Genomic DNA, 25659 nt, shown 5'->3' on the forward strand with positions numbered 1-25659 from the left:
TCTTAGGGTGACTGTATAGAGAAAGATTAAAAATGTATTTTTAACCATGAAGGGGAATGATAAATTATGCAAAGAAGTCATCAGTGTGGACAGTTAACACCAGAACATATTGGACAGACGGTAACCTTGAACGGATGGGTGCAGACCCGCCGCGACCTCGGGGGCGTACTATTTATTGATCTGCGTGACAGAAGCGGTATTGTGCAAGTTGTATTTAACCCAGACTACTCTGGCGAAGCCTTACAAATTGCTGATAAGGTTCGTAGTGAATACGTTCTGGCTGTTAAAGGTAAAGTTGTTAAACGTGATGAGGAAACCGTTAACCGCAACCTGCCAACAGGTGAAATTGAAGTGCAAATTACGGATATCGAAGTGCTGAACGCAGCTAAGACACCTCCGTTCTTCATCGAAGATGGTGTGGAAGTAGACGAGTCTCTGCGTCTCAAATATCGTTATTTGGACCTTCGTCGTCCAGAGATGCAAAGAACCTTGCTGCTTCGCTCGAAAGCTTCTAAGATTTTCCGGGATTTCCTTGACAGTGAAGGATTCATCGACGTTGAAACACCGATCCTAACTAAAAGCTCACCGGAAGGCGCGCGTGATTATCTGGTACCAAGCCGTGTGCATGAAGGCGAATTCTTCGCATTGCCGCAATCTCCACAAATCTACAAGCAATTATTGATGGTGGGCGGCGTTGAGCGCTATTACCAAATTGCTCGTTGTTTCCGTGATGAAGATTTGCGTGCTGACCGTCAGCCTGAATTCACTCAAGTCGACATTGAGACTTCATTCCTGTCACAAGATGAACTGCTTGGTATGATGGAGAAGCTGATGCAGCGTCTGTTCAAGGAAACTGTAGGCGCAGATATCGAGCTTCCGTTCCAACGTTTGACTTATGCTGAGGCTATGGGCAAATACGGTTCTGACAAACCTGATCTGCGTTTTGGATTAGAGCTTGTAGAAATGAACGATATTGTTGCTACTAGCGGTGTTAAGGTATTCGCTTCTGTAATCGAAAAAGGCGGCGAAGTGAAATGTCTAAACGCTAAAGGCTGTGGCACTTGGACTCGTAAAGAAATCGATGAACTCGGACCTTATGCTGCTCGCTATGGCGCGAAAGGTTTGGCATGGATTCAAGTGAAAGACGGCGAATTCAAAGGGCCGATTGTGAAATTCTTCTCCGAAGAAGAAATTGCGGCTGTGAAGGAGCGTACAGGCGCTGAAGAAGGCGACCTTCTCCTCTTCTCCGCTGATAATAAAAAGGTTGTAGCAGACGTTCTAGGCGCCCTTCGTGTTAAAATTGGACGTCAGCTCGGTCTGATTGACGATAATGTGTTCAAGTTCGCTTGGGTTACAGACTTCCCGCTCCTTGGATATGACGAAGATCAGAAACGTTATGTAGCAGAACACCATCCGTTCACTCGTCCGCGTGAAGAGGATCTGCATCTATTTGACACAGATCCAGGTGCGATCCGTGCACAAGCTTATGACATCGTTCTGAACGGTTATGAAGTAGGCGGAGGCTCCATGCGGATTTACAAACGCGAAGTGCAGGAGAAAATGTTCGAAGCCCTTGGATTTACGAAAGAGGTTGCTTATGAGAAGTTCGGCTACCTGATGGATGCGTTCGAATATGGTACACCTCCACACGGCGGTATCGCTTTCGGTTTAGATCGTCTGGTTATGCTACTGACCGGTCGTACAAATCTGCGTGAAACCATCGCATTCCCGAAAACGGCAAGTGCAACAGACCTGCTTATGGATGCACCTTCGCCAGTAGATGGTTCACAATTGGAGCAGCTGCACATTAAGCTGGCGCTTAAACCGAAGAAAGAAAAAGAATAATTAACTAATCGAAGCGGGCGAGGCAGATTTCTGCTTCGCCAAAGCTTTTGAAGGAGGCTGTACCTCATGCTACATCAGTTCTCACGCACGGAACTGGCGATCGGGCCGGAAGGTCTGGAAATAATGAAGAACAGCACGGTAGCGGTGCTAGGCATCGGCGGTGTTGGCGGTATGGCTGTTGAGGCTTTGGCTCGTACCGGCATCGGCAGACTAATTCTGATTGATAAGGATTCGGTAGACATTACTAATGTGAATCGGCAGATTCATGCTCTCACCACCACGGTTGGGCAGAAAAAGGCTGAACTGATGGTAGAACGTGTGAAGCTGATCAACCCCGATTGTGAAGCGATTGCGCTCAACATGTTCTATACGGAAGAAACCTATGAGGAATTGTTCAAATTAAAACCTGACTATGTACTCGATGCTTCGGATACGATTATTTATAAGGTTCATTTGATCAAAGAATGTCTGTCCCGTGGAATTCCAATGATCTCAAGCATGGGCGCTGCCAACAAAATGGATCCTACAAGATTCCAGGTAGCCGACATTTCCAAGACAACTTATGATCCTATTGCGCGTGTCATTCGTCAGAAGCTGCGTAAGGAAGGGATTAAGAAAGGCGTGAAGGTGGTTTTCTCAACGGAGCCGCCAATGAAGCCACGTCAGGATGTTACGGACAAGATCGTTCCGGAGAATGCGCCGGATCGACGTAAAGCGAAACAACCACCAGCTAGTAATGCCTTCGTTCCGCCGGTAGCAGGCCTGATCATGGTCAGTGTTGCCGTGCGTGATTTGCTTGAGGCTGGAGGCGTCAGCGTGTAAGTGAATCGCTGAGCTGAAGCTGTTTCAATTATAACGATAGTAGTAGTAAAATGGACCAAAAGGGCGACCAGCTGAAATCCAGTTGCGTACGCCCTTTTGTTGTGGTTAACAGGCGGGTCTGCAAGATGCAGACCACAAATAGGCATAATAGTTAAACCGGGATGAACCGTTGATTATAAGCCTTATTATCCGGTAATATCCGCCTGCGGAACTTAATATCAGTGGAGGTTTTAGTACATGAAATCAAATTTTTGGCGAAATAGTGTAGGGCTTGCACCTGAGAATGACTGGAAACGGGAGTGGGCTGCAGGGATCCTCTCGTATTTTGCTTCAGTATACATTGTGATGGTGAATGCGACCATTCTTCATGACGCGGGTATGCCGCTTAGACCAGCAATGGTGGCTACACTATTGACTGCCATTACAGGCTGTCTACTGATGGCTTTCGGTGGGAAGACACCGATCATCGTGGTACCAGGGATGGGGATAAACGCATTTTTCACATACACACTTGTACATTCTATGAATTTAGGTTGGAGAGAGGCGCTTACTGTAGTCGTAATAACCGGTGTGTTATTCGCTATCGTGGCCTTCACATCGCTCTATCGTATTCTGAGTGAGGCGATTCCTCAAAACCTACAGCATGCCATTACAGTCGGGATAGGGCTTTTTCTGACCTTTATAGGACTGCAAAAAAGCGGGATTGTGATTGCGCATCAGACCACATTTGTTGCTATAGGACATTTTAGTGATCCAGCAGTTATCACTTCTTGTGTAACTTTATTACTCGCTTTAGTACTGTTTATCCGCGGGACCAATGGTGGTTTACTAATCAGTATGCTGGTTGGTACAGGTCTAGCCTACTTGCTGGGAGCGGCACACGCGCCTGAGAAGCAGGCATCAGGGCATGTATTTACGGGTTATGAAAGCTTATTTCTGGGAATGGACTGGAGCGGCATTGTGAGCCTTGTGTTCTGGATTGCTGTTTTCTTACTGCTCTTAATTGTTGTATTTGAAAATATTGGGCTTGTCGCCTCACAGACTATGATGGCAGGGCGTCCTGAGCGCTTCAAGAGTAGCTTACGAGCACTCTCTATTGCCAATATCGCTGCAGGTCTCTTCGGAAGCAGTCCTGTAGTAGCTGCTGCGGAATCTAATGCAGGTATTGCTGCAGGCGGACGTTCGGGGCTGACCTCACTCGTGGCAGGGCTGCTGTTCGGGGCGACATTCCTGTTCCTCCCTCTGCTCTCCTACATTCCAGACAGTGCTATCGCTCCGATCTTGATTGTAATTGGTGGGCTTATGGTACAGAATGTGCGTGAAATGGATTTGGGAGATTTAACAGAGCTCTTTCCTTCTTTCCTGATCATGGTCATGATTCCATTCACTTATAGCATCGTAGATGGTATGGCTTTTGGATTTATTACGTATCCGATCGTGAAGCTTGCGGTGGGTAAGGGCAAGGAAGTACCTCCTGCGCTGTATGGGATTGCGGGTTTATTTGTAGCTAACTTTATTTTGCAAGCTGTGCTGTAGTCGTATGTTCGCTTGAAAGATTTGGTATTTTAGTGCTGATTATGCTACAATGGGTATCCTTTTTGCGTGAGAAGAGGGAATGAGGAGAATGAAAATTTAAGCTCGATAAACTTTTAGGAGGTAACTGAAATTGGAAGACAACTTTCAAAGTGCCTATCAAGAGGAAGAAGACAGGCTGAATCAAGCGCTTACTGAGATTGACACCTTACTGGAGAAACTTAACCAGACTCCAGTGTACACGGGACACGATTATACGGAACAGGTGTTAGAAGCGAACCGTGATCAGAAGCGCAAAGATCTTGCCAAGCTTCGGCAGGAGCCTTATTTCGGACGGCTTGATTTTCAGGGCAATGATGAGAAGCAGCGGAAGGCACTCTATATAGGCAAAATCGGCGTAGACCGCGAGCAGGTAAGCGACCGTCCGCTAGTCATAGACTGGCGCGCACCGGTAGCAAGCCTGTTCTATTCGTTTACCGGTGGTACGGAGCCTGCCTCCTATGAAGCTCCTGAGGGACTGATAGAAGGACTGGTATACCTCAAGCGCAACGTGGTGATCCGGAAGCAGATTCTGGAGCGGGTCGCAGATACGTACAACCGGGAGAGTGACGCACCTGTGGTGTCAGATGAGTTTCTTGTCTATCGCCTGGGTGAGAACAAAGATAATCGTCTCCGTGATATCGTATCGACCATTCAGGAAGAACAGGACAAGATTATCCGTGCCGCCAAAAATACAGCATTGATCATTCAGGGTGTAGCGGGAAGTGGTAAAACTACAGTTGCACTACACCGGTTAGCCTTTCTGCTGTATCAATACAAAGATCAGGTCTCTGCAGAAAAAATGATTATTTTTGCACCGAACCGAATGTTTCTGGATTATATTTCGGATGTACTGCCTGAACTCGGTGTAGGAAATATTGCCCAGAGCACCTTCCCGGATTGGGCTGCAAATGTACTAGGTCTGGAGCTTCCAGAGCAAGATGCTACGGAGACGATGAACCGTTGGTTCGAAACTCCGGGCGGCATGCCTGTGATTACAGAAGAGACGCCTGGGCGCTTCAAGGGATCAACGGTGTTAATGGGAATAATAGAGTCCAGTATCAAGCTATTGGAAAGCAGCTCGGTACCTGAGGGTGATTTTATCCCATGGGAAGGCGCTGTACTGCGCCGCTCCATGATCTTGCGCTGGCATAATGAGGAGTACGCTCCTTATCCGCCAGCAAAGCGTAAGGAACGTGTAATGGCACGGATACATCGCTGGATTGAGATGGAGCTGAAGAAGAGCCCGTCAGCTGCAGCTATGAAGGATCGCAAGAAAAAAGGTGCTGCGCGAGAAAAATCATACAGTGCAAAATGGCCTAAGTATGATCCGCTGACGATCTACAAGCAAATCTTTCGTGCGGCTAAAGTCCCGGAAGATTGGCCGGTGGATCCACCTGAGAATATTCCAGCAGCTGTGCTGAAGGAGACGGCAAAAGGGCTGAAAAAAGGGATCATACGTGAAGAGGATTTACCGCCTCTGTTGTATATTTATTATCTTTTGAATGGGAACGAAGGCGGCACTCGCTTTGATCATGTGGTGATCGATGAAGCCCAGGATTTCTCCCCCTTCCAAATTGCAGTGCTGGATTTATACGTGCGTGGACATTCCTTTACCATTCTAGGCGATCTGTCGCAGGGTATACATGCCTATAAAGGCGTACACGCATGGGAAGAGATGCAGGCCTTATTTGCCCCTGAGAACACGGCTTATCATGCGCTGACACGCAGCTATCGTTCAACCATGGAAATTATAGACTTCGCAAATGGAATTCTATCCTCGGGAGTAGAAAGTTCGTTGTTGGCTGTTCCTGTCTTTCGTAGTGGGGACCCCGTTCGGATGATCACCTACGGAGACGGAGAAATAGTCGGAGAACGGGTAGCTGAACGAAATGCTCGTTTGAACACTATACAATCGGCACTGAAGTCCCTGTCTGGAAGGGAATATCGTACGGTGGCTGTGCTAACACGTAGTCTGCGTGAAGCTACAGAGCTGTACGCTGAACTGGAGCAGCATTTTGAAGATATTCATCTGATCGACGGTAGCATGACGCAATATCAGGGTGGATTATCGGTACTACCTGTGTATTTATCTAAAGGTTTGGAATTTGATGCGGTCATTTTAGCAGATGCCGATCAAGACCATTACGGGGCAACGGCATGGGACGCAAAGTTGATGTATGTGGGCTGTACACGTGCTCTTCACGAGCTGTGGCTGATCCATAATGGGGAAGTTCCTTCCTATGTGCAAACGGCGGCTGGAAGCGATTCTGAGGGCAATTAAGACTGGTGGAGAATGGTTATAACTGTTCTTGGTCTTGTAACTAACCTATAGGTATGGCTTAATAATAAGTGTCCGGCCGGGCAAGAACACTCTGGAAGGAGGCTGATTGAAATGATTTCAGTATACGAGGTGGTTTCCGTCTAAGACGGAAATCTGCTTAAAGCGAGGAGGCCGTCAGGCCTCCTTATTACTAACATAGACAGTACCACACAAATCCATAAGAACAATGAAAAATTAATTCGAATGTAGACGCTACCAAAAGGTTTTTATATAATGAAATTACGGATTTTTCCAAATATGAGGAGAAGAAAGGAGGCAGGTGACGTGGAAATTACTTTATCAGTAGTTGACGGACGCATAGGAACACACCTGTTGAAGGAGGAAATGCAAGTTGAGTTATGTAAATGGGAAGGATGTGCTCCCCCCTGGCTTGCTCAAAGAGCTTCAGGGATACATCCAAGGTGAACTGCTCTACATCCCGAAGAAAACGGAAGAGCGGGTTAGATGGGGCGAGAACAGCGGTTCGAGGAAAGAGATAGCAAACCGCAATGAGGAAATTTTCAGTTGTCATCGAAAAGGCGATTCCGTAGCAGAGCTTCAGAAGAAGTATCATCTGTCGGAAGAGAGTATTCGAAAAATCATATCAAAAATGAGGCTGGCAATAAATTGCTAGCGTACCATTCAAGCATAAACGCCTTTGGCGTCCCTATAAGGACGGTAAGCGTTATGCGAGAAATAATAAGGATAAAGTATAGCGTGAAACCTATACTTTCTTATATTTTGAAAAAAGAGCATGGCTCCCGCCTTTCTAAGACGAGATCATGCTCTTTTTATTTTTGGTGAAAAATAAGTCTATGGTATGATAATGGGAGATGACATTGTCTTTTATAAGAATATAGCAAGGAAGTGGAGTTATGGATTTATTTTCTATGGGAGAGGACAACGGGGGCGGTCGGTTACTTGCGGACCGGATGAGACCGGAGAATCTGGATGAATATATTGGTCAAGAACATATCATAGGCCGGGGGAAGCTGTTGCGAAGAGCGATCGAGGCAGACCAGGTCTCTTCGATTTTACTGTATGGACCTCCTGGATGTGGCAAAACAACATTAGCTCATATCATTTCTCACCACACACAAGGTGAATTCGTACGCCTGAATGCGGTGGAGGCTTCTGTGAAGGATGTGCGGGAGGTCATTGAACGAGCTCAAAATAATAAAACACTTTACGGTTCTAAGACGATTCTTTTTCTGGACGAGGTACATCGGTTTAACAGTTCACGTCAGGACGCGCTATTGCCAGCAGTAGAAAAAGGTACCATTACATTTATTGGCGCAACTACGGAGAACCCGTTCCATTACGTAAACGGAGCGCTTATGAGCCGTTCTACCCTTTTTCAGCTAGAGGCGCTAACGAGTGAACACAGTCTGGTCGCGATGCGCAGAGCTTTAGCAGACAAGGATAGAGGGCTTGGATTCATGGAGCTTCAGGTCGATGAAGAAGCATTGCTGCATATTGCTACCATGGCTAATGGAGATATCCGGCGGGCTTTAAATGCTCTGGAACTAGCAGCGTTAACTACTGCTCCGGAGGTAGACGGGAGTGTGCATATCACGCTGGAGGTGGCGGAAGAGTCGATTCGGCGCCCCATTGTGAAGGCAGATGAATCGACGCAGTATGATGTTCTGTCTGCTTTTCACAAAAGCATTCGAGGTTCTAGTGATGCCGCCTTGTTCTGGTTTCTATATGCGGTAGAGAAATTGGGGATGGACCCGATGACTTTTATTCGTCGCCTGATAGCAGCGAGCAGTGAAGATATTGGCTTAGCTAATCCCCAGGCTATGGTCCAAGCGGTAAGTGCGCTTGAAGCTTATAGAAATAACGGTTGGCCAGAAGCGAAGCTAAACATTGCGCAAGCCATTCTTTTCGCAGTGGAGAGTCCAAAGTCTAATGCCGTCTATACGGCTATTTCAAATGCAATGGCAAGTATGGATGAGATTAAATCCGCCGAGGTACCGCTACATTTACGTGATACACACTATAAAGGTGCTGCTGCACTAGGGCATGAAGGATATCAATATCCGCACAATTTTCCGGGGCATTATGTGAAACAGGAGTATCTGCCTAAGGAAATTTCTCAGCGTATTTTTTATCAAGCGACCGAGCAAGGAAATGAAATTAAGATCCGTCACAATCAAAGACTCCGACGAGAACAATAGTCCACCAGCAACTAAGATATTTTCCATTTTAATGCTAAAAAGCAAATAAATTTAAGGTGACATACAAAATATTTTTTTCCTAGAAAAAGGCGGCCTAGAGCCGTTTTTTTGTTGTCTACGTTACTTTTAATCACATGCATTGAAATTTTTTTTAGGAAATGATTGATAATTTACCATAAGTTAATTAAAATGAACTACAAAGTTACGGAGAAACAAGTTTTAATTCCGATGGAAGTACTTGTACTATTCTTAATGGTGTTAATAATCATAACAGTCAATGTTTTGATATGTTTCATGAAAAGAATGCTGTTTATATCAAAATTTACATAATATTTCATTGTGTAAATTTTGGAATTCTTGCCGATAGGGGGATTAATTTGAGCGAAGAATTACTAGAAATCAAAAATTTGTCGACATCGTTCAGGATCGAAGATGACTATTATGCTGCAGTAGATGATGTTACCCTGTCTGTTCGTAAAAATGAGATACTTGCTATTGTTGGAGAGTCCGGTTCTGGAAAAAGTGCGCTGGCCTTTTCAATTATGGGATTGCACACAAGGGCTAAAATAGACGGGCAAATCAAATACAAAGGTCAGGATATCGTTACTATGTCTCCTGCTGCGCTCAACAAGCTGCGCGGTCAAGAAATGTCTATGATTTTTCAAGATCCTTTATCCGCATTAAATCCGCTCATGATTATCGGTTCACAGATTGAAGAAGTACTCATCCTACATGATTCCAAGCTTTCGAAGAAGCAAAGAAAAGAGAAGGTCATTGATCTTTTGACCAAGGTTGGAATCTCCCGTCCCGAACATACATATCAGCAGTACCCCCACGAATTATCTGGTGGCATGAGGCAGAGGGTTGTGATTGCTATAGCGATTGCCAATGGCCCCAAGCTTTTGATCGCCGATGAGCCGACTACGGCACTAGATGTAACCATCCAATTGCAAATTCTTGAACTTATAAAAAAATTAAAAAACGATATGCAAGCAGGCATTATCTTAATTACCCATGATCTAGGGGTTGTGAGTGAAATGGCTGACCGGGTTGCGGTAATGTACGCGGGGCAAATCGTAGAAATCGCAGATATTTATACGTTAACGTCTAATCCGAAGCATCCGTATACAAGATCATTGTTGAACTCCATACCAACCGTTAAAGAAGAGAAATCCAGACTTCACGTGATTCAGGGGATTGTTCCACCATTACAGAATCTTCCGCGTAAAGGATGCCGTTTCGCGGCCCGAACACCTTGGATTCCGGAATGGGAGCATGAGGAAAATCCGCAGCTGCATGAAGTAGGCCCTGGGCATTTTGTTCGCTGCACCTGCCATAATAACTTTCATTTCCCTGATACTAACGAGGAGGCAATCTACAATGGGACTTCTTGAGGTTAAAAATTTAGCAGTTCATTTTCCAATCCACGGCGGCGTTTTTCGAAGGGAAATTGGCGTAGTCAAGGCAGTTGATAATGTTAGTTTTACTATTGAAGCAGGCAAAACCTACGGCTTGGTTGGTGAATCCGGATCAGGGAAGACAACCACAGGCCGTGCAATTATCGGCCTCAATTCTATTACTAGCGGCAGTGTGGTTTTTGAAGGACAGGATTTGGCTTCAAAGGGTGTACGTAAGCAAAAAAATATCCGCAAGGACATTCAGATGATCTTTCAGGATCCGTACTCTTCCCTGAATCCTAAGAAACGAGTGCTGGATATTATTGCCGAACCCTTACGTAATTTCGAAAAGATGTCTCCGGGGGAAGAAAAAAGACGTGTGCAGGAGTTGCTGTTGCAGGTTGGATTAAGCCCTGAGAATATTCTGAAATATCCGCATGAATTCTCAGGTGGTCAGCGGCAGCGGATCGGTATCGCAAGAGCTATTGCGCTCAAACCGAAGTTGATTATTGCGGATGAACCTGTCTCTGCGCTGGATGTCTCTGTACAGGCACAGGTGCTCAATTTTATGCAGGATATACAAAAAGAGCTGAATCTTACCTTCCTATTTATCAGTCATGATCTCGGAATCATCAGACATATGTGCGATCACATCGGAATTATGTATAAAGGACGACATGTAGAGCAAGGGACTGCTAAAGATATTTTTGACAATCCTCGCCATATTTATACCAAACGTCTAATTGCTGCGATTCCTGATATTGATCCTAAGCAAAGAGAGAAGCAGACGGAGTTTAGAAAATCAGTAAGTCAGGAATATGAACAAGCGCACCGGAATTATTTTGATGAACAAGGCATGCCTTATCCATTGAAATCTATTTCCGAGACTCATCTGGTAGCCTTGCCTGAGAAAGGTTGAGAATATGTGGAAGATTATTGTTCGTAGAATTCTTATTATGATCCCTCAAATATTTCTATTAAGTATTCTTGTTTTTCTAATGGCGAAGGCGATGCCGGGAGATGCGTTATCAGGGATGCTTGATCCAAATATTGATCCTGCGGCTATCGATGCGATGAGAGAAAAGCTAGGCTTAAATGATCCATGGTACATCCAGTACTGGGATTGGATTACTAAAGCGATACAAGGGGATTTTGGTCAATCCTTCCGTTTCAAAATGCCTGTATCAGAGCTTATCGGTCAACGCCTTATGAATACACTTTGGCTGGCGATTGTCACACTGATTCTTACATACCTCATTGCTATTCCACTTGGTATTACTAGCGGTCGTTATAACGATTCATGGCTGGACCGGCTCATTACTGGATACACCTATATTGGCTTTGCCGCACCATTGTTTATTTTCGCTCTGTTAATGGTATGGCTCTTCGGCTTTCATCTTCATTGGTTTCCTACTAGCGGCAGTGTTAGTCCTGGAGAAGTTCCGGGCACGCTAAGCCACTTCTGGAGTAAGTTATACCATTTGCTACTCCCTGCTTTATCAATGGCTCTAATTGCAACGGTAGGAACGGTACAATATTTGCGGAATGAGATCATTGATACGAAACAAAAAGATTTTATCCTCACCGCAAGAGCAAAAGGTGCTTCAGAGTCGCGCGTCTACAATCGACATATATTGAGAAATTCCTTACTGCCAATTGCTGCATTTTTCGGATATGAGATTACTGGACTGATCGGCGGAACGGTGTTCGTTGAAAGTATCTTTAGTTATCCGGGTATGGGTATGTTGTTCCTCAGTTCGATAACAATTCGGGATTTCAGCGTAGTAACGGCTCTCGTTCTTCTATATGGGGTTGCTGCCATCGTCGGTGCGTTGTTATCAGATATTATCTTAAGTATCGTAGATCCGCGTATCCGGATTAAATAAGAAGATGAACACTTTGAGGTGAATAAAATGGCAAAGACAAGCGCAGAGTTAGCTCTGCTGCAGGAAACAGATAAAAGTCCATCAGGCTTCAGGATTGTTTGGCGTGAGATCGTGCGGGATAAGCTGGCTTTGGTCTCACTGATTTTCCTATTTACGATTATTGCCGCCGTTTATGGGATTTCCTTATTTTTAGATCAAAAAGAGATTGTTACGGTTGACTTGTTCGCACTGTATGAGAAGCCTTCGGCTGTACACTGGCTGGGGACCGATTATGGAGGGCGGGATGTATTCGGTCAATTAATTATAGGCACACGAAATTCCATGTCGATTGCTTTTATGGTTACTTTTTTTACGGGAATCATCGGTATTCTAGTAGGTTTGTTCTCTGGATATTTTGGGGGAACGATAGATAATATTTCGATGCGTGTTGTAGATTTTTTCATGATTCTACCCTTTCTAATGATTGTTATAGCTTTCGTAAGTGCAGTTCCTAAATACAATACGTTAACCTTCTCCTTTATTATGACTGCCTTTCTATGGATGGGGATTGCCAGGTTAATTCGTTCTAAAACGCTACAAGAGAAGGAACTCGATTACGTTCAGGCATCGAAGACCTTAGGTTCTTCCAATCTTAAAATTATGTTCTCACAAGTGCTGCCGAACCTAAGCTCAATCATTATCGTAACGATGACCTTGAATTTGGCAGCTAATATTGGATTGGAATCCGGCCTATCCTTTCTAGGTTTTGGTTTTCCAGAAAGTACACCCAGTCTGGGTACTCTAGTAAGCTATGCGAGAAATCCGCAAACACTTGAGTTCAGATGGTGGATCTGGTTACCCGCATCACTGCTGATCCTGGTATTGATGTTGAGTATAAATAATGTGGGTCAAGCGCTTAAACGTGCGACCGACGCAAGACAAAGAAAAGGATAATAAGGGAGGAAATGATTAAATGAGAAAACCCATCCGTTCTAAGGCACTACTAGTTTCATTAATGTTTGTAATGTTGTTTGTCCTTGCAGCCTGTGGCTCCAAGAATAACAACGGAGCGGCTGAGTCAACAGCAGCCCCTAGTGCCAGTGCACCTGCGGAAACCGCAGAGGCTACTACAGCACCAGAAGCAGAAGACGGACTTTATAACATTAAAGATTTCAGTAATGTTAAGACAAATCAAGGCGAAGCTATTGATGGAGGCTCGATTACTTTTGGACTCGTTTCCGATAGTCCTTTTGAAGGTACTTTGAACTGGAACTTCTATTCCGGAGATCCGGATGCACAAGTGTTGAATTGGTTTGATGAAGGCTTGTTAACATGGGATAAAGACTATGTATATACAAATGATGGTGCAGCAACGTATGAAGTCTCGGAGGATGGACGTACCTTTACCTTTACAATTCGCGACAATGTGAACTGGCAGGACGGCAAGCCAGTAACAGCAGAAGATTGGTTGTTCGCGCATGAAGTTATTGGTAACCCGAAATATGATGGTCCACGTTACGGTTCTGACTTTACCAATATTGAAGGTATGGATGAGTACCACTCTGGTAAGGCCAAGACCATTTCTGGTATTAAAGTACTGGGTGATAAGAAACTGCAAATTACTTACCTGAAATCTACACCTTCTCTGTTAACAGGCGGGGTATGGATTTATCCGTTAGCCAAACATATCTTTGGTGGTATGGATGTTGCTAAAATTTCCTCTTCTCCTGAATTACGTCAAAAGCCGATTGGCTTTGGAGCTTTCAAAGTGGAAAGCATTGTTCCTGGTGAATCTGTAGTATTCGTTAAGAATGATGATTACTGGCGTGGAGCTCCTAAACTGGATAAGGTAATTCTAAAGGTAATCAACCCTACAACGATTGTGCAAGAATTGAAATCTGGCGGCGTTGACTTGGTGGATGCGTTCCCTGTTGATCAATTCCCGGATAATGCAAAAATGTCAAACGTTGAATTCCTAGGTGCGATTGACCGTGCTTATACGTATATTGGATTTAAACTGGGGAAATGGGATGCAGAGAAAAAAGTTGTTGCTACCGATCCTAAAGCTAAAATGGCTGATGTGAACCTGCGTAAAGCCATGTGGGCTGCTGTAGATAATGATACAGTCGGTAAAAAATTCTATAACGGTCTGCGCTGGAATGCGACTACGCTGATCCCGCCGTCCCATCCTGAATTCCATGATGCTTCCAATCCAGGTGTAGCGTATGATCCAGAAGCAGCTAAGAAGATCCTCGATGACGCTGGTTACAAACTTAACGGTGAATTTAGAACGAATCCAGATGGCAGTGAGCTGAAGATTAATTTCATTTCAATGACTGGTGGAGATATTGCTGAACCGCTGGCTCAATATTATGTACAATCCTGGAAAGCGATTGGTCTGAATGTAACTTTGGAAATGGTAGAGTTTAATACCTTCTATGATCGCATTGGTCAAAATGGTGAGGATGATCCTACAGTTGATGTGTACCAAGGCGCTTGGGGTGTAGGGATTGACGTCGACCCATCAGGTCTATACGGTAAAGATGCGATCTATAACTTCCCTCGTTATGCAAGTGCAGAGAATGATCGTTTGCTCGCCGAAGGGGTTTCCGAAGCTGCATTTGATGTAGACAAACGTAAAGAGATCTATAAAGAATGGCAACAGCTTATGGTGAATGAGATCCCAGTTTTCCCTACGCTTTATCGTGCAGTATTAGCTCCGGTAAATAACCGTGTTCTTAACTTTGCGATTGGTGATGGAACAGGACTTTACTATAATGACATAGCAGTTTCTGCGGATAAAGCTGCAGTAGCTCAGTAATAAAGAAATAACTCAGAACAGCAGTTCAGGGAGAGCTTCCTGAACTGCTGTTTTTTATGTATTCTGTTTGGTGTTTCGTTTCTTGTTTCATCTTTCATCTTTTATCTTTCATCTTTTATCTTTCTTTTTAAATGTCTCTTAGCTATTTCTCCGCTCTGAAGCTGGCTAATTGTACTTTGTACAACTAAAACCTCACTCTAGAACTGCAAAGGTAATATAACTGTACTTCATACATCTATTTTCCGGATGTGAAGATAAATAAGGGATATCGGATGATTCTAACTGTACATACTACAACTAAATCGTAAAGGGATTCTCAAAACAAAAAAATAGCTGTATCAAATACAGCTATTTCTCGGGTCTACGTATGTTAGAGTTGATGCAGTTGTATAGAATACAATTTAAGCTTGCGCTGAAGGAACAACCTTTTCAGCATATTCGATCGTACCGCCACCGAGACATTGCTCCCCGAGGTAGAAGACAACGGCTTGGCCAGGCGTTATCGCTTTTTGTGGAACATCAAAGTCTACGTTTATCGTTCCGTCTTCCCGTGCTGTAAGGGTCACGCCTTGATCAGGCTGGCGATAGCGGAATTTGGCGGTGCATTTTAGCGGCTCAAGACCTAGCTCTTGTCCGTTAATCCAGTTTACACCGGAGGCAATCAGACTAGTGGAGTACAGGCTGTGGTGCTTGTCTCCTTGAACTACATAAAGAATGTTGCGGCTAAGGTCTTTTTCGGCTACAAACCAAGGTTCGCCATTACCGGAGCCACCAATGCCAAGGCCTTGGCGTTGACCTAATGTATAGTACATCAGTCCATCGTGGCGGCCTTTGATTTCTCCAGTGGTTATATCTACCATATCACCCGATTGTGCTGGAAGATACTGGCTGAGGAATTCGCGGAAGTTACGCTCACCGATGAAGCAAACGCCTGTGCTGTCTTTTTTCTTGGCAGTATAAAGTCCGGCTTCTTCGGCAATTCTCCGAACTTCCGGTTTCGGAAGATGACCAATCGGGAACATTGCTTTAGAGAGTTGATACTGTCCCAGCGCATTCAAGAAATAGGTCTGGTCTTTATTGTTGTCTACACCACGAAGTAGCTTGTACACACCATCTTCTTCTATAACACGTGCATAATGTCCAGTCGCTACATAATCGGCGCCAAGCTGAAGGGCTTTGTTCAGGAACTCCCCGAACTTGATTTCTCGGTTGCACATGACGTCTGGATTCGGCGTCCGGCCGGCCTTATATTCATCGAGGAAATAAGAAAATACTTTGTCGAAGTATTCCTTCTCGAAATTAACGGTATAGTAAGGAATATCAATCTGCTCGCAGACGCGGCGAACATCCTCTGCATCGCTTTCGGCCGTACATACTCCGAATTCGTCGGTATCGTCCCAATTTTTCATGAAGATGCCGATGACGTCATAGCCCTGCTGCTTGAGCAGAAGCGCCGTGACGGAGGAATCGACCCCTCCGGACATGCCGACGACGACACGGGTGTCTTGTTTTGCTTTTGTCATCGTAATCACCATTTCTGTACCCAAAATACCGGTCATTCATGGAACACCCGGCTCAAAAAGTATTATAACATACCTGTCTACAGTAAACCCTAAATTAAGAGGCTGGGAATAGAAAAATGTCCACCAGGGGTGAACATTCTCGCAAAATGTTTCGTTTTCCATTTCATTTGTGACTTCGAATATGATAACATAAACTAAGAGTAATCATCGGAATACCTTGATATGACAAACGCATGACTTACCGAATCAATAGTATACAATAACTAGAAACTAAACCGAAAGAGGTGCCCCTTTGAAAATATCAACCAAAGGACGTTACGGACTAACAATTATGATGGAGCTTGCACTGAAATTTGGTGAAGGACCGACCTCACTTAAGAGTATTGCTGAGAAAAATGGACTTTCTGAACACTATCTGGAGCAGCTAATTGCTCCTCTTCGTAACGCAGGACTTGTAAAAAGTATTCGTGGTGCGTACGGTGGATACATTTTATCTCGTGAGGCTAGTGCTATCACAGCGGGGGACATCATTCGTGTGCTAGAGGGCCCAATTTCTCCAGTAGATTTTACTGAAGAAGATGATGCAGCAAAACGCGATTTATGGTTGCGTATTCGCGATAGCATCGCTGATGTACTAGATTCCACGACTCTTCATGACTTGATTAATTATAAAGAAGAGAGCTTGGCGGACAACTATATGTTCTACATCTAGGTATTTCACATGGAATAATAAACTTAAAAAAGCCCCCTTTTGGGGGCTTTTTTAAGTTTATTAGAGCTTATTGATTATCACCAAACCAGATGTTCTCTGTACCAGTCCGCGTGTCTGTCCATACGCTCACTAGACGGCCTGTTTGGGGGACAATGGCATTGCCGATGTAGTCCCCAATCAGGGGAATGCCGGTGACGTCAAAGGAAGTTGTCGTTATACGGGTGTTTGTATACGTCATCCCTCCATCTCTAGATGTAGCTAGATAAACATCAAGGTTGAGGGGATTGACTCGATTCGTGTAATAAGTAACGAATATTGCACCATCCGCAGGGGACACGGTGATGGCTGGGAAAAAGTTTTGGGAGCCTGCTGGACTGCCCGTAATGGAGATTGGTGTACCCCAATCCACACCAAAATTCGTGGAAGTAGCAAGGAAAATATCGGAATAACCTTCTCGAAAATCTTGCCATACAGCATAGACATTACCTTGCGTCGTCGGGGCATTAGAAATATCCGCTGCGAGGGAAGGGTATGTCAGACATCTAAATGTATATCCCGGCAATGGATCTGGTGGGACTACAACACTGGCGACCATCGTTTCTGGGGTGAAAGTGACCCCGCCGTCTGGGGAGGTGCGAATTTTAAGATCAGTATTACCGGGAGGCTGATTGATCCATCCCACGACAACAATCCCATTTAATGTAATGGCTATACCGGGAAATTCTTCAAATTCTTCGACTGAAGACAGCAGGGCGGGACTGAAATAAGTATTACCGCTATCTAGGGAACGATTGAAGAATATCGTATTTCCTGGTATGAATTGTGTGTTGTAATCATGCGTATAACCAGTATAAACATTTCCAAAAAAGGGACTTGATCCAGCCTTGTCGGTGACAACGACCACCTGATCATCATTCACAAACTGTCCAAATCCTTGATTCACGATGACTGGTGGACTGAATGAAGAGGCGTTGTCGACAGAAGTGTAGGAAACAATCGACCCGCTGAGACCGTCTGAATCGAAGGCATGAGCCAATACTACGAAGGTGGTCGGAAAAATATAATCAATATGTGGTGCTTCGATGCCAGCAAATCCTACCGGTAACGGTAATAACGTTGTTGTCCAAGTGGCACCTGCGTCAATAGATTTGTACAAACCTATATTGGGAGGGCCTGCTCGAAGATCTACAGCTACGGCGACCATAACCGAAGGATTAAGCCAATTTACCGCGATGGTGGGCTCGAATTGAGCGCTTGTGCTCGGCGAAAGTTGAATATTAACCATACAAAGTTCCTTTCGTAATAGAGTTTTCGTTACTTACGGGTTCAGCTGAGCAATGAAAGTAAGTTCGGATTGCAGCACTCTTTGATGAGGGATGACGTTTCCTGACGAATCCGTTCCGAATACCGTGATAATCGTGTCTGCCGGTGCGTTTCCAGTTACGAGAAATTGGACTTCATAAGCTGAATTGCCTGCGATATTAAAAGCGAGTAACTGGCTGGTGTTAGCATTAACATTCAATGAGCTGGAGTAGACTAAAGCCTTACTAACCAAAGTATTCCATACGTAAACGTGATAGACTACGTTAGATGAAAAACTAAGGTTGTCATTGTCGATGTTAATGATCAGATTGGATGCGGGGGTAGTTCCTGTGTTCGTAATGATGCCTGTTGTTGTTGCCATGAGCTTCACCTCTTCTATTAGTTTGCTATATATATATGAATTGAGATTCGTTGTGTTTGGACAAGGGAATCAGAAAAATGGCGGAAATTGGAAATGTGAGAGGTATGCTATTATTCCATGAATCCCCCAGTCTTCCTGCCTCACAACTATCTGCTTCCGATGGAATAAGTTGATAGTATCCCAAGAGGAGGAGTGAGGAAATGCCTTATACAACAGGTCTTATTACGAATACGAGAGCAACTGGTACTGCAGCAAGTAATGTAGTGGTCAGTGTTCGTAACACAAGTAATGCGAATGCAATGATAATTGTCGAGGTCTTCGGTGTTCCGTATTCAACGCTTGCGCTTACCCCGCTTTATGTCACTGGTTATTATGTTCCAGCAATGAGTTATGATATCAGAGAGTTCTTCATTGCAGGTAATGTCGCATATGAGGTTCAGATAGATACCTCTTTTCCATTAGCAAATGTAGTATGTTCCGTGTATGGATTGGACGAGTTCGGAAATCTCGTTACCGATCAGAGAGTGCTTCAATCTGAATTAACGCAGATTTCCGCACTTTCTATACCTGTATAAGTGATTTTGGAAATCAAGAAGCAATCACCGATAGAAACAGGTGGTTGCTTTTTTTTTAGGCGCAATAAAAGCTCGTAGAGGCATTCACACAGGCACAAAGGTGGAATTTAAATATACTAATTTTATACTCCAATGTAGAGAGAGGTAAAAATAATGGCGGATGTAGGAGTAGTTATGCCTTTGTATACCCAAAAGCCGGAATTTCTCCGGCAAGCTCTGGAGTCTGTTCTGCGCCAAACCTTCACCGAATTTCGACTAATCATTGTAATTGATGGTGCGCCAGAAATGGAACCGCTTGTGAGATCTATAATTGCCGAGGATCCAAGGGTAACTATTATCCCATATGTACAGAACAGGGGTATTGCATATGCGCTCAATACGGGCTTTGAGCTTTTATTTAGCGAACCCAGTATTCAGTATTTGAGTTGGGTCTCCAGCGATAATGTTTATGAACCCCGTTTTCTCGAAATCCTTCGAGGGGCACTAGTGAAGGGGCCGCAGGAGCTAGGAATCGTGTATAGTTCTTTTCAAAGTATAGATAACGAGGGAAACCTGCTTCATAACGAACATCAACTAGCTACTCAGCGAAATTACCAGTCACAGCCCAAAGAGAGATTGCTGGATTACTCGCTTATTGGTGTTTCATTCATGTACAAATCGCAGGTTGCGAAGCTTGTTGGGGGGTACGGAATGGAGCCGGTGGAGGATTATGATTACTGGCTTAGACTTGCTGAACATTGTGATATTCGCTTTATCCCCGTGGAGCTGGTGAATTATCGTGTGGACTCTACCTTTAGTGTATCTGCACAGTTACATTCCACTGAAAATCATCGGAGATGGAGATATTCGTACCACTTGACCCGCCATCAGGCGCGATTCCGTAGAGGGATTCCTCCCATGATTACCGTTTTATTTCCTGTAGTAAATGCTGGTGCGGAGGAAATAGCGAGGATAGAGAATTTGTATGAACAGACGTATAGCAATTATGAGTGCCGGGTGCTGGATTTATCACTTACGGGTCAACCATCTGCTCTAATTGGTTCAATCCCTCATCCTGCAACTGAGTTTGTTTACATGCCAGGAGTTGTGGAGTCGCACGCGATTTGTGGAGCGCTAGAGCACTTGTCCACTCCCTACACGATAGTTTTAGGTCCCAAAATTTTCATAGGAGCTCTCGATATTGAATACATGCTGGAGGCTTTGGTTACTACCGGTGGAGACACGATCTCCAATTATTATACGGATGATCATAGCTTGATTGGATTCCGGCATAGACATGTCCCATCGACCAAAACTCACTACTATAATGAGCTGTTTCGAAGCACAGATTTGTATGATTTGTTGAAAATCCATTATTCCTAAAATAATATGTGAATGAGTGATCGTAATGAAGATTTTGTTCACCTTCTTCAACCCGAGCGGCGGCATGCAAACCCTGAACCGAGTGCGCTGCCAAGCATTACATGATCGCGGTGTAGAGTGTCATTTGTTGTACACACACCCTGGGAAAGGGCAACAAAATATCCCTAATATTCAAACCTATATTACCAATAATGATGACGAGATCAGGGGATTGCTCACTCGAGAAGCTTTTGACTTGATTGTAGTGTGTACGGATATTTACTTAGCGGAGAGGTTCAGAGGGTTTGGTTACAAGGGGCCGCTTGTTTTTGAGGTGCAGGGATTGGGGACGTTAGATGAAGCGGAGCAAGTTATTAGTAATTTTAATGAGCGGATTCACAAGCTAACCGATGCGCTGCTCTATCCAGAAACGACCCATTTGCAGACGCTTTTCAAAGGTGGATTCCCATCCATTTCTCAATATTGCTTTGACAATCCGATCGATTGCGATCAGTTTGGATATACCAATTATCCCGCCAAAAGCTTTCCTATCCTCGGCTGGGTAGGACGAATTCAAACGAATAAGAACTGGAGAGAGTTTCTACAAATCGGACAACGGCTGCTGGCGATCCATCCCGAGCTTTATTTATGGATTTTTCAGGATGATACGTTGTTTGAGCCGGAGCAAAAAGAGAGTTTCGAACAATTTGTAGCCGAGACAGGGATTTCTTCACGTTTGATTTCGTATTCCAATGTTCCTCATGGGCAAATGGCAGATTATATGAGCATTATTGGTGACTCAGGAGGATTGCTCTGTTCCACCTCTATTCTCGAGGGATTTGGGTACGCCGTAGCCGAGGCGATGTTGTGTCGTTGTCCTGTTCTTACTACGGATTCGGATGGCATTCGGAGACTTGTCATTAATAATCATACTGGAAAAATATACACAAGAGGGCAGCTGGATGAAGCTGTGAATGCTGCTTTATCTTTAATGCATGATCCTGCACTGCGGGACAGAATTAGGATGAATGGCGAATGGCATATCCGAAACAATCTTTCCTCCGGGCTGTATGCGGATAGATTTCTCCAGATGGCTCATCAATTGATCAGACGCCGGTCTAAGATCGAGCGTCGATGGTCTTAACTCTGCGGTTAAGCCGCAGGGTTAAGATGTTTTTTTAATATAAAAATTTATATGCTTACGTTATAAATTATCCTCTATTTCTCGCATAAACACTTACCATCCTCATAAGGACGCCAAAGGCGTTTATGCTTGTGCTTCTTCAATTAATTCCTCAGTATCATTCCTAACATTTCCGACAGCGGTGGAAACTGGATAGGTTCTCATTAGTTGTTGATCATACGGTTTCAGGAGCTTTATTAGAGAGGTAATGTCCTGATTGCCACGATCCAGCCATTCTGTCTCATTCTCAGGCTTCAAAATAACCGGCATGCGGTTATGGATTTCAGCCATTAGATCGTTCGGAGTAGTCGTTATAATCGTGCAGGTACTTAGTTTATTACCCTCAGGGTCCATCCAAATATCATATAATCCGGCCATGGAGAAAATCCCCCCATCGCGCATCACGATCCGCATGGGTTGTTTGTTGCTACCTTGCACCTTCCATTCGTAGAAGCCATCAGAAGGGATAATGCAGCGGCGTGAGCTTACTAAGCGCTTGAAAGAAGGCTTCTCCAGTAGTGACTCTGCCCGTGCATTGATCATTTTACTGCCGATTTTGTCATCCTTTGCCCATGAAGGAACCAGACCCCAACGCAGTTCCCCAAGCTTATTGCTGGAGCCTGTATGAATGACTGCCGGAATTTGCTGCATGGGCGCAGTGTTATATTTAGGGGCATAGTGGATAATGGTTGAATCATTCGCAAAATATCTGACCATCAACTCTTCCATAGTGACGGTTATTGTATAGCGTCCGCACATGATTTACACTCCCTAGTCAGTAGATTAGAAGTTCACTCCGTTTACAGCTTAATTTCATCATGTTATGCTCGGAATATTTCTTATTATAAACGAAGCGGAATGAATGAAGAAAGAGGTGCTCATTGGTGATTTTGGTAAGCTCTTGTCTAGCTGGCATGAAGGTGAGATATAATGGTACGGATTGTTTGGATGAGAAAATCCAGAAGCTTTTGAATGAGAATCAAGCTATTGCTGTGTGTCCAGAATTGCTGGGAGGATTCGCAACGCCTAGAGAACCAGCTGAAATCATTGGTGGGAATGGCGAGGATGTGCTGGCAGGAACGGCTAAAGTAGTGGATCGATCAGGTACAGATGTTACAGATATGTATTTAGAGGGTGCTTATATCACACTTGCAAAAGCCCAAGAGGTATCAGCTACGATGGTAGTGCTTAAAGAAAACAGTCCTTCTTGCGGCAGCAGTATGATTTATAATGGGGAATTCAAAGGGAAGAAAATAGCGGGAAATGGCGTTACTACAGCTTTACTTAGAAAAAATGGCATTGAGGTAACCTCTGAAGAGAACTGGCTATTATAATCCTAGCTTTCATAGGGAAATGATTACAATATTGTGTTCTTTCGCTTGTGGAAAACTCACTTCTCGCGCGGTATAATTTAATAGTTGCAAGTATAAACGTCTTCGGCGTCCTTTTAAGGACGGTTAGCGTTTTAAGCGAGAATTATAAGAATAATGTATAAGGTGAAACTTATACCTTCTTATATACTTAGAAGAACTAGTTTCCTATACTCTAGAAGCGGAGAAATGAATATGAAATCCATCTATTTGGACCACGCCGCATCAACCCCGGTTCATCCCGAGGTGGCTAAGGTCATGCTGAATATAATGACAGAACAATACGGAAATGCATCTAGTGTACATCAGTTCGGGCGTTCAGCTAAAAGAATATTGAACGGGGCGCGCGATAATATCGCCGCCTTTTTGGGCTGTTCACCTGACGAGTGGGTGTTCACTGGAGGCGGCACCGAGAGCGATAATTTAGCGCTCTATGGAGCAGCAGCTGCAGTTTCCCATAAAGGAAAACATATTATCACCACCCAGATCGAGCATCATGCAGTGTTACATACCTGCGAAGAGCTAGAAAAGGAAGGCTTCAAAGTTACCTATCTTCCTGTGGATTCGACGGGCAGGGTATCTGTTACAGACGTAGAGGCTGTATTGCAGGAAGACACGGTGTTGATCAGCGTAATGTATGCCAACAATGAGGTCGGCACCGTTCAGCCCATCCAGGGGATTGGTCAGCTTGCCAAAGAACGGGGTATTCTGTTCCATGTAGATGCTGTACAAGCTCTTGGTGCCCTTCCAATTACATTGCGGGAGCTTCCAGTAGATTACATGAGCTTTACTGCTCATAAGATCAACGGGCCTCAAGGGATCGGTGGTTTATATGTTCGGAGTGGAGCGCCACTGCATCCAAGACTTCATGGCGGCCTTCAGGAGCGCGGCAGACGTGCCGGAACAGAGAATCTAGCCGGAGCAGCAGGGTTTGCCAAAGCCGTTGAAATAGCGGTTGAGGGTCTGTCAGAACGTCAACAGAATATGAAGCTCCTGCGCAGTAGACTACTCGAGGAGCTGGATTCTCTGATTGGACAGGAGCGTTACTCGCTTAACGGTAATACCGAGCATTTTTTACCTAGTATTCTGAATTTGAGCTTCCCAGGGGCTGGGACAGATATTATGCTGATGAACCTGGATATGGAGGGAATTGCGGCAGCAAGCGGTTCAGCTTGCACCTCAGGATCCCTGGAAATATCTCATGTTCTGAGAGCAATGGGACTTCCTCAAAATATTTTAGAGTCTGCGATTCGATTTAGTATTGGTTTGGGTAATACTACTGAAGAAATCGAGTACGTTGCTCGAAAAGTTGAAACCATTTTGAATCGCCTACGTAAATGAGACTAGTTACTCTAGGTTTCGATCTGTATCGAGGCGATTCGGGCTTTTGGCTTTCTGAGAACTCGTAAGTACACTCAAAGTGAGGGGACCGAGGCAGCCATGAGACTTCAAGATCTGATCGGCTTGGCTGTATTTGAAGTTGAAGAGGGGAATGAAATCGGCAAGATTGTCGATATCCTACTCGATTCAAACTGGAATATTACGGGTATTGAACTGGAAAGCAAATCTTTTTTTGGCGGCCATGTGAAATTTGTGGCATGGAAAGATATTGTGGCCTACGGCGAGGATGCTGTCATGATTCGTAGTAAAGAGTCGATTGATAAGACAGATGCCGATCATATACCTTGTACTTTTCTATTAGGAAAGAACAAACTTAAGGATTTGAAAGTACTGACTACAACTGGAACTATACTTGGACGAATATCGGATGTTTATTTTGACCAAAAGTTGGGAAACACAATAGGAGCGCTGGAAATCAGTGACGGGCTTGTGACTGATTTGATCGAAGGCCGCAAATGGCTGCCTTGTTCTGATGAGATGTCCATTGGTGAGAATGCTTTAATGGTTCCTGCAATGAGCGAAGAACGGCTACAAAAAGCCATTAATATTGTTAACGGATAGGTGGAATGTATTATATGAAGTGTCCAAACTGTAACTCTAAAGATATCGGAAAGATTGGTTCCCACCAGTTCTATTGCTGGGGCTGTTTCATTGAATTGACGGTAAACGGCGAGAAAATGTCGGTGTATCAGGTGGAAGAAGATGGCACTCTCAGCTCTCTGGACGATCTGTTCTCCGGGGATGATATGACTCAGGATTTCCCGCAAATTCATGCGTCGTCTTAACTATGAATCTTGCTTTGTAAGCAAGAATGATCTAGGTACTTAAAGCGTCAATCTCCTTACAGTTGAAATCAGCTGCAGGGTTATTGGCGCTTTTTTTGGGGCTCCCCGCAAAGTACCTGAATCAGCATCGAAGAAAAAGCCCCACTTTGTGGGGTTATTTTGGGGCTCCCCGCAAAGTACCTGAATCAGCATCGAAGCACAGGCCCCACTTTGTGGGGGTATTTTGGGATTCCCCGCAAAGTACCTGAATCAGCATCGAA

Annotated in this window: 23 protein-coding genes; 19 read left to right on the forward strand and 4 right to left on the reverse strand. The window is 44.5% G+C overall.

The annotated features are described in order from the left end of the window. The first annotated feature begins 66 nt into the window (after positions 1–66). From aspS to CA600_RS24750, 11 genes are all read left to right on the forward strand, one after another. Positions 67–1845 (forward strand): aspartate--tRNA ligase, encoded by a 1779-nt coding sequence (gene aspS, locus CA600_RS24700; RefSeq protein ID WP_094873677.1) that lies wholly within the window; start codon positions 67–69, stop codon positions 1843–1845. Between the two features lie 66 nt (positions 1846–1911). Next, positions 1912–2667, forward strand: a complete 756-nt coding sequence (locus CA600_RS24705; RefSeq protein WP_094873679.1) for a tRNA threonylcarbamoyladenosine dehydratase — start codon at positions 1912–1914, stop codon at positions 2665–2667. Between the two features lie 237 nt (positions 2668–2904). Next, positions 2905–4203: an NCS2 family permease gene (locus CA600_RS24710; RefSeq protein WP_042191085.1), complete on the forward strand. Its 1299-nt coding sequence runs from the start codon at positions 2905–2907 to the stop codon at positions 4201–4203. Between the two features lie 130 nt (positions 4204–4333). Then, positions 4334–6523 (forward strand): HelD family protein, encoded by a 2190-nt coding sequence (locus CA600_RS24715; protein WP_094873681.1) that lies wholly within the window; start codon positions 4334–4336, stop codon positions 6521–6523. A gap of 391 nt (positions 6524–6914) precedes the next feature. Then, positions 6915–7196, forward strand: a complete 282-nt coding sequence (locus CA600_RS24720; protein ID WP_042191081.1) for a CD3324 family protein — start codon at positions 6915–6917, stop codon at positions 7194–7196. A 241-nt stretch (positions 7197–7437) separates the two neighbouring features. Continuing rightward, the gene (locus tag CA600_RS24725; protein WP_094873683.1) at positions 7438–8742 is read left to right on the forward strand and encodes a replication-associated recombination protein A; all 1305 of its coding nucleotides are present in this window, start codon (positions 7438–7440) and stop codon (positions 8740–8742) included. A gap of 377 nt (positions 8743–9119) precedes the next feature. After that, the gene (locus CA600_RS24730) at positions 9120–10136 is read left to right on the forward strand and encodes an ABC transporter ATP-binding protein (RefSeq protein ID WP_094873685.1); all 1017 of its coding nucleotides are present in this window, start codon (positions 9120–9122) and stop codon (positions 10134–10136) included. Next, positions 10123–11058 carry an ABC transporter ATP-binding protein gene (locus tag CA600_RS24735; RefSeq protein ID WP_094873687.1) on the forward strand — a complete coding sequence of 312 codons (936 nt, stop codon included), beginning with the start codon at positions 10123–10125 and terminating at the stop codon, positions 11056–11058. The genes CA600_RS24730 and CA600_RS24735 overlap by 14 nt, the downstream gene beginning before the upstream one ends. A 4-nt stretch (positions 11059–11062) precedes the next feature. Continuing rightward, positions 11063–12025 (forward strand): oligopeptide ABC transporter permease, encoded by a 963-nt coding sequence (gene opp4B / locus CA600_RS24740; protein ID WP_076284831.1) that lies wholly within the window; start codon positions 11063–11065, stop codon positions 12023–12025. A gap of 27 nt (positions 12026–12052) precedes the next feature. After that, complete coding sequence (locus tag CA600_RS24745) at positions 12053–12958, forward strand: ABC transporter permease (protein ID WP_042191070.1); 906 nt, start codon at positions 12053–12055, stop codon at positions 12956–12958. Between the two features lie 19 nt (positions 12959–12977). Continuing rightward, the gene (locus tag CA600_RS24750) at positions 12978–14825 is read left to right on the forward strand and encodes an oligopeptide ABC transporter substrate-binding protein (protein WP_094873689.1); all 1848 of its coding nucleotides are present in this window, start codon (positions 12978–12980) and stop codon (positions 14823–14825) included. A gap of 401 nt (positions 14826–15226) precedes the next feature. On the opposite strand, the gene mnmA is transcribed toward CA600_RS24750, so the two are convergent. Continuing rightward, positions 15227–16348, reverse strand: coding sequence for a tRNA 2-thiouridine(34) synthase MnmA (gene mnmA, locus CA600_RS24755; protein ID WP_179281720.1), 1122 nt, complete (start codon positions 16346–16348; stop codon positions 15227–15229). Positions 16349–16640: 292 nt separating this feature from the next. Between mnmA and cymR the strand changes: the two genes are divergently transcribed. Next, positions 16641–17060, forward strand: a complete 420-nt coding sequence (gene cymR, locus CA600_RS24760; RefSeq protein WP_042191066.1) for a cysteine metabolism transcriptional regulator CymR — start codon at positions 16641–16643, stop codon at positions 17058–17060. Positions 17061–17127: 67 nt separating this feature from the next. Here cymR and CA600_RS24765 read toward each other — a convergent pair whose 3' ends face one another. Next, positions 17128–18345, reverse strand: coding sequence for a sialidase family protein (locus CA600_RS24765; RefSeq protein ID WP_094873691.1), 1218 nt, complete (start codon positions 18343–18345; stop codon positions 17128–17130). 33 nt (positions 18346–18378) lie between these two features. Continuing rightward, positions 18379–18744, reverse strand: coding sequence for a hypothetical protein (locus tag CA600_RS24770; RefSeq protein ID WP_094873693.1), 366 nt, complete (start codon positions 18742–18744; stop codon positions 18379–18381). 200 nt (positions 18745–18944) lie between these two features. Here CA600_RS24770 and CA600_RS24775 point away from each other — a divergent pair, with 200 nt between their 5' ends. From CA600_RS24775 to CA600_RS24785, 3 genes are all read left to right on the forward strand, one after another. Continuing rightward, on the forward strand, positions 18945–19319 hold the full coding sequence (locus CA600_RS24775; protein WP_094873696.1) for a hypothetical protein: 375 nt from the start codon (positions 18945–18947) through the stop codon (positions 19317–19319). Positions 19320–19472: 153 nt separating this feature from the next. After that, positions 19473–20681, forward strand: coding sequence for a glycosyltransferase (locus CA600_RS24780; protein WP_094873698.1), 1209 nt, complete (start codon positions 19473–19475; stop codon positions 20679–20681). Between the two features lie 25 nt (positions 20682–20706). Further along, positions 20707–21804, forward strand: coding sequence for a glycosyltransferase family 4 protein (locus CA600_RS24785; protein WP_094873700.1), 1098 nt, complete (start codon positions 20707–20709; stop codon positions 21802–21804). Positions 21805–21927: 123 nt separating this feature from the next. Here CA600_RS24785 and CA600_RS24790 read toward each other — a convergent pair whose 3' ends face one another. Continuing rightward, positions 21928–22602: an SOS response-associated peptidase gene (locus CA600_RS24790; RefSeq protein ID WP_094873702.1), complete on the reverse strand. Its 675-nt coding sequence runs from the start codon at positions 22600–22602 to the stop codon at positions 21928–21930. 125 nt (positions 22603–22727) lie between these two features. Here CA600_RS24790 and CA600_RS24795 point away from each other — a divergent pair, with 125 nt between their 5' ends. The 4 genes from CA600_RS24795 (at position 22728) to CA600_RS24810 (ending at position 25399) form a co-directional block, all read left to right on the forward strand. Further along, positions 22728–23177, forward strand: coding sequence for a DUF523 domain-containing protein (locus CA600_RS24795; RefSeq protein WP_094873709.1), 450 nt, complete (start codon positions 22728–22730; stop codon positions 23175–23177). Positions 23178–23408: 231 nt separating this feature from the next. Next, the gene (locus CA600_RS24800; RefSeq protein ID WP_094873704.1) at positions 23409–24554 is read left to right on the forward strand and encodes a cysteine desulfurase family protein; all 1146 of its coding nucleotides are present in this window, start codon (positions 23409–23411) and stop codon (positions 24552–24554) included. A 99-nt stretch (positions 24555–24653) separates the two neighbouring features. After that, a complete protein-coding gene (locus tag CA600_RS24805) occupies positions 24654–25175 on the forward strand; it encodes a PRC-barrel domain-containing protein (RefSeq protein ID WP_042191050.1) in 522 nt (173 codons plus the stop codon). A gap of 14 nt (positions 25176–25189) precedes the next feature. Further along, positions 25190–25399 carry a hypothetical protein gene (locus CA600_RS24810; RefSeq protein ID WP_036677557.1) on the forward strand — a complete coding sequence of 70 codons (210 nt, stop codon included), beginning with the start codon at positions 25190–25192 and terminating at the stop codon, positions 25397–25399. The last annotated feature ends 260 nt before the right edge of the window (positions 25400–25659 follow it).

It is taken from the genome of Paenibacillus sp. VTT E-133280 (assembly GCF_002264385.1).
Taxonomy (GTDB): domain Bacteria; phylum Bacillota; class Bacilli; order Paenibacillales; family Paenibacillaceae; genus Paenibacillus_AQ; species Paenibacillus_AQ nitricinens.

Excerpts from the sequence above, each read along its gene's own strand:
- aspS (WP_094873677.1), top strand. The coding sequence starts at position 67 with ATGCAAAGAAGTCATCAGTGTGGACAGTTAACACCAGAACATATTGGA.
- CA600_RS24705 (WP_094873679.1), top strand. The coding sequence starts at position 1,912 with ATGCTACATCAGTTCTCACGCACGGAACTGGCGATCGGGCCGGAAGGT.
- CA600_RS24710 (WP_042191085.1), top strand. The coding sequence starts at position 2,905 with ATGAAATCAAATTTTTGGCGAAATAGTGTAGGGCTTGCACCTGAGAAT.
- CA600_RS24725 (WP_094873683.1), top strand. The coding sequence starts at position 7,438 with ATGGATTTATTTTCTATGGGAGAGGACAACGGGGGCGGTCGGTTACTT.
- CA600_RS24735 (WP_094873687.1), top strand. The coding sequence starts at position 10,123 with ATGGGACTTCTTGAGGTTAAAAATTTAGCAGTTCATTTTCCAATCCAC.
- opp4B (WP_076284831.1), top strand. The coding sequence starts at position 11,063 with ATGTGGAAGATTATTGTTCGTAGAATTCTTATTATGATCCCTCAAATA.
- CA600_RS24745 (WP_042191070.1), top strand. The coding sequence starts at position 12,053 with ATGGCAAAGACAAGCGCAGAGTTAGCTCTGCTGCAGGAAACAGATAAA.
- CA600_RS24750 (WP_094873689.1), top strand. The coding sequence starts at position 12,978 with ATGAGAAAACCCATCCGTTCTAAGGCACTACTAGTTTCATTAATGTTT.
- mnmA (WP_179281720.1), bottom strand. The coding sequence starts at position 16,348 with ATGACAAAAGCAAAACAAGACACCCGTGTCGTCGTCGGCATGTCCGGA.
- CA600_RS24765 (WP_094873691.1), bottom strand. The coding sequence starts at position 18,345 with ATGGTTAATATTCAACTTTCGCCGAGCACAAGCGCTCAATTCGAGCCC.
- CA600_RS24770 (WP_094873693.1), bottom strand. The coding sequence starts at position 18,744 with ATGGCAACAACAACAGGCATCATTACGAACACAGGAACTACCCCCGCA.
- CA600_RS24775 (WP_094873696.1), top strand. The coding sequence starts at position 18,945 with ATGCCTTATACAACAGGTCTTATTACGAATACGAGAGCAACTGGTACT.
- CA600_RS24780 (WP_094873698.1), top strand. The coding sequence starts at position 19,473 with ATGGCGGATGTAGGAGTAGTTATGCCTTTGTATACCCAAAAGCCGGAA.
- CA600_RS24785 (WP_094873700.1), top strand. The coding sequence starts at position 20,707 with ATGAAGATTTTGTTCACCTTCTTCAACCCGAGCGGCGGCATGCAAACC.
- CA600_RS24790 (WP_094873702.1), bottom strand. The coding sequence starts at position 22,602 with ATGTGCGGACGCTATACAATAACCGTCACTATGGAAGAGTTGATGGTC.
- CA600_RS24800 (WP_094873704.1), top strand. The coding sequence starts at position 23,409 with ATGAAATCCATCTATTTGGACCACGCCGCATCAACCCCGGTTCATCCC.
- CA600_RS24805 (WP_042191050.1), top strand. The coding sequence starts at position 24,654 with ATGAGACTTCAAGATCTGATCGGCTTGGCTGTATTTGAAGTTGAAGAG.
- CA600_RS24810 (WP_036677557.1), top strand. The coding sequence starts at position 25,190 with ATGAAGTGTCCAAACTGTAACTCTAAAGATATCGGAAAGATTGGTTCC.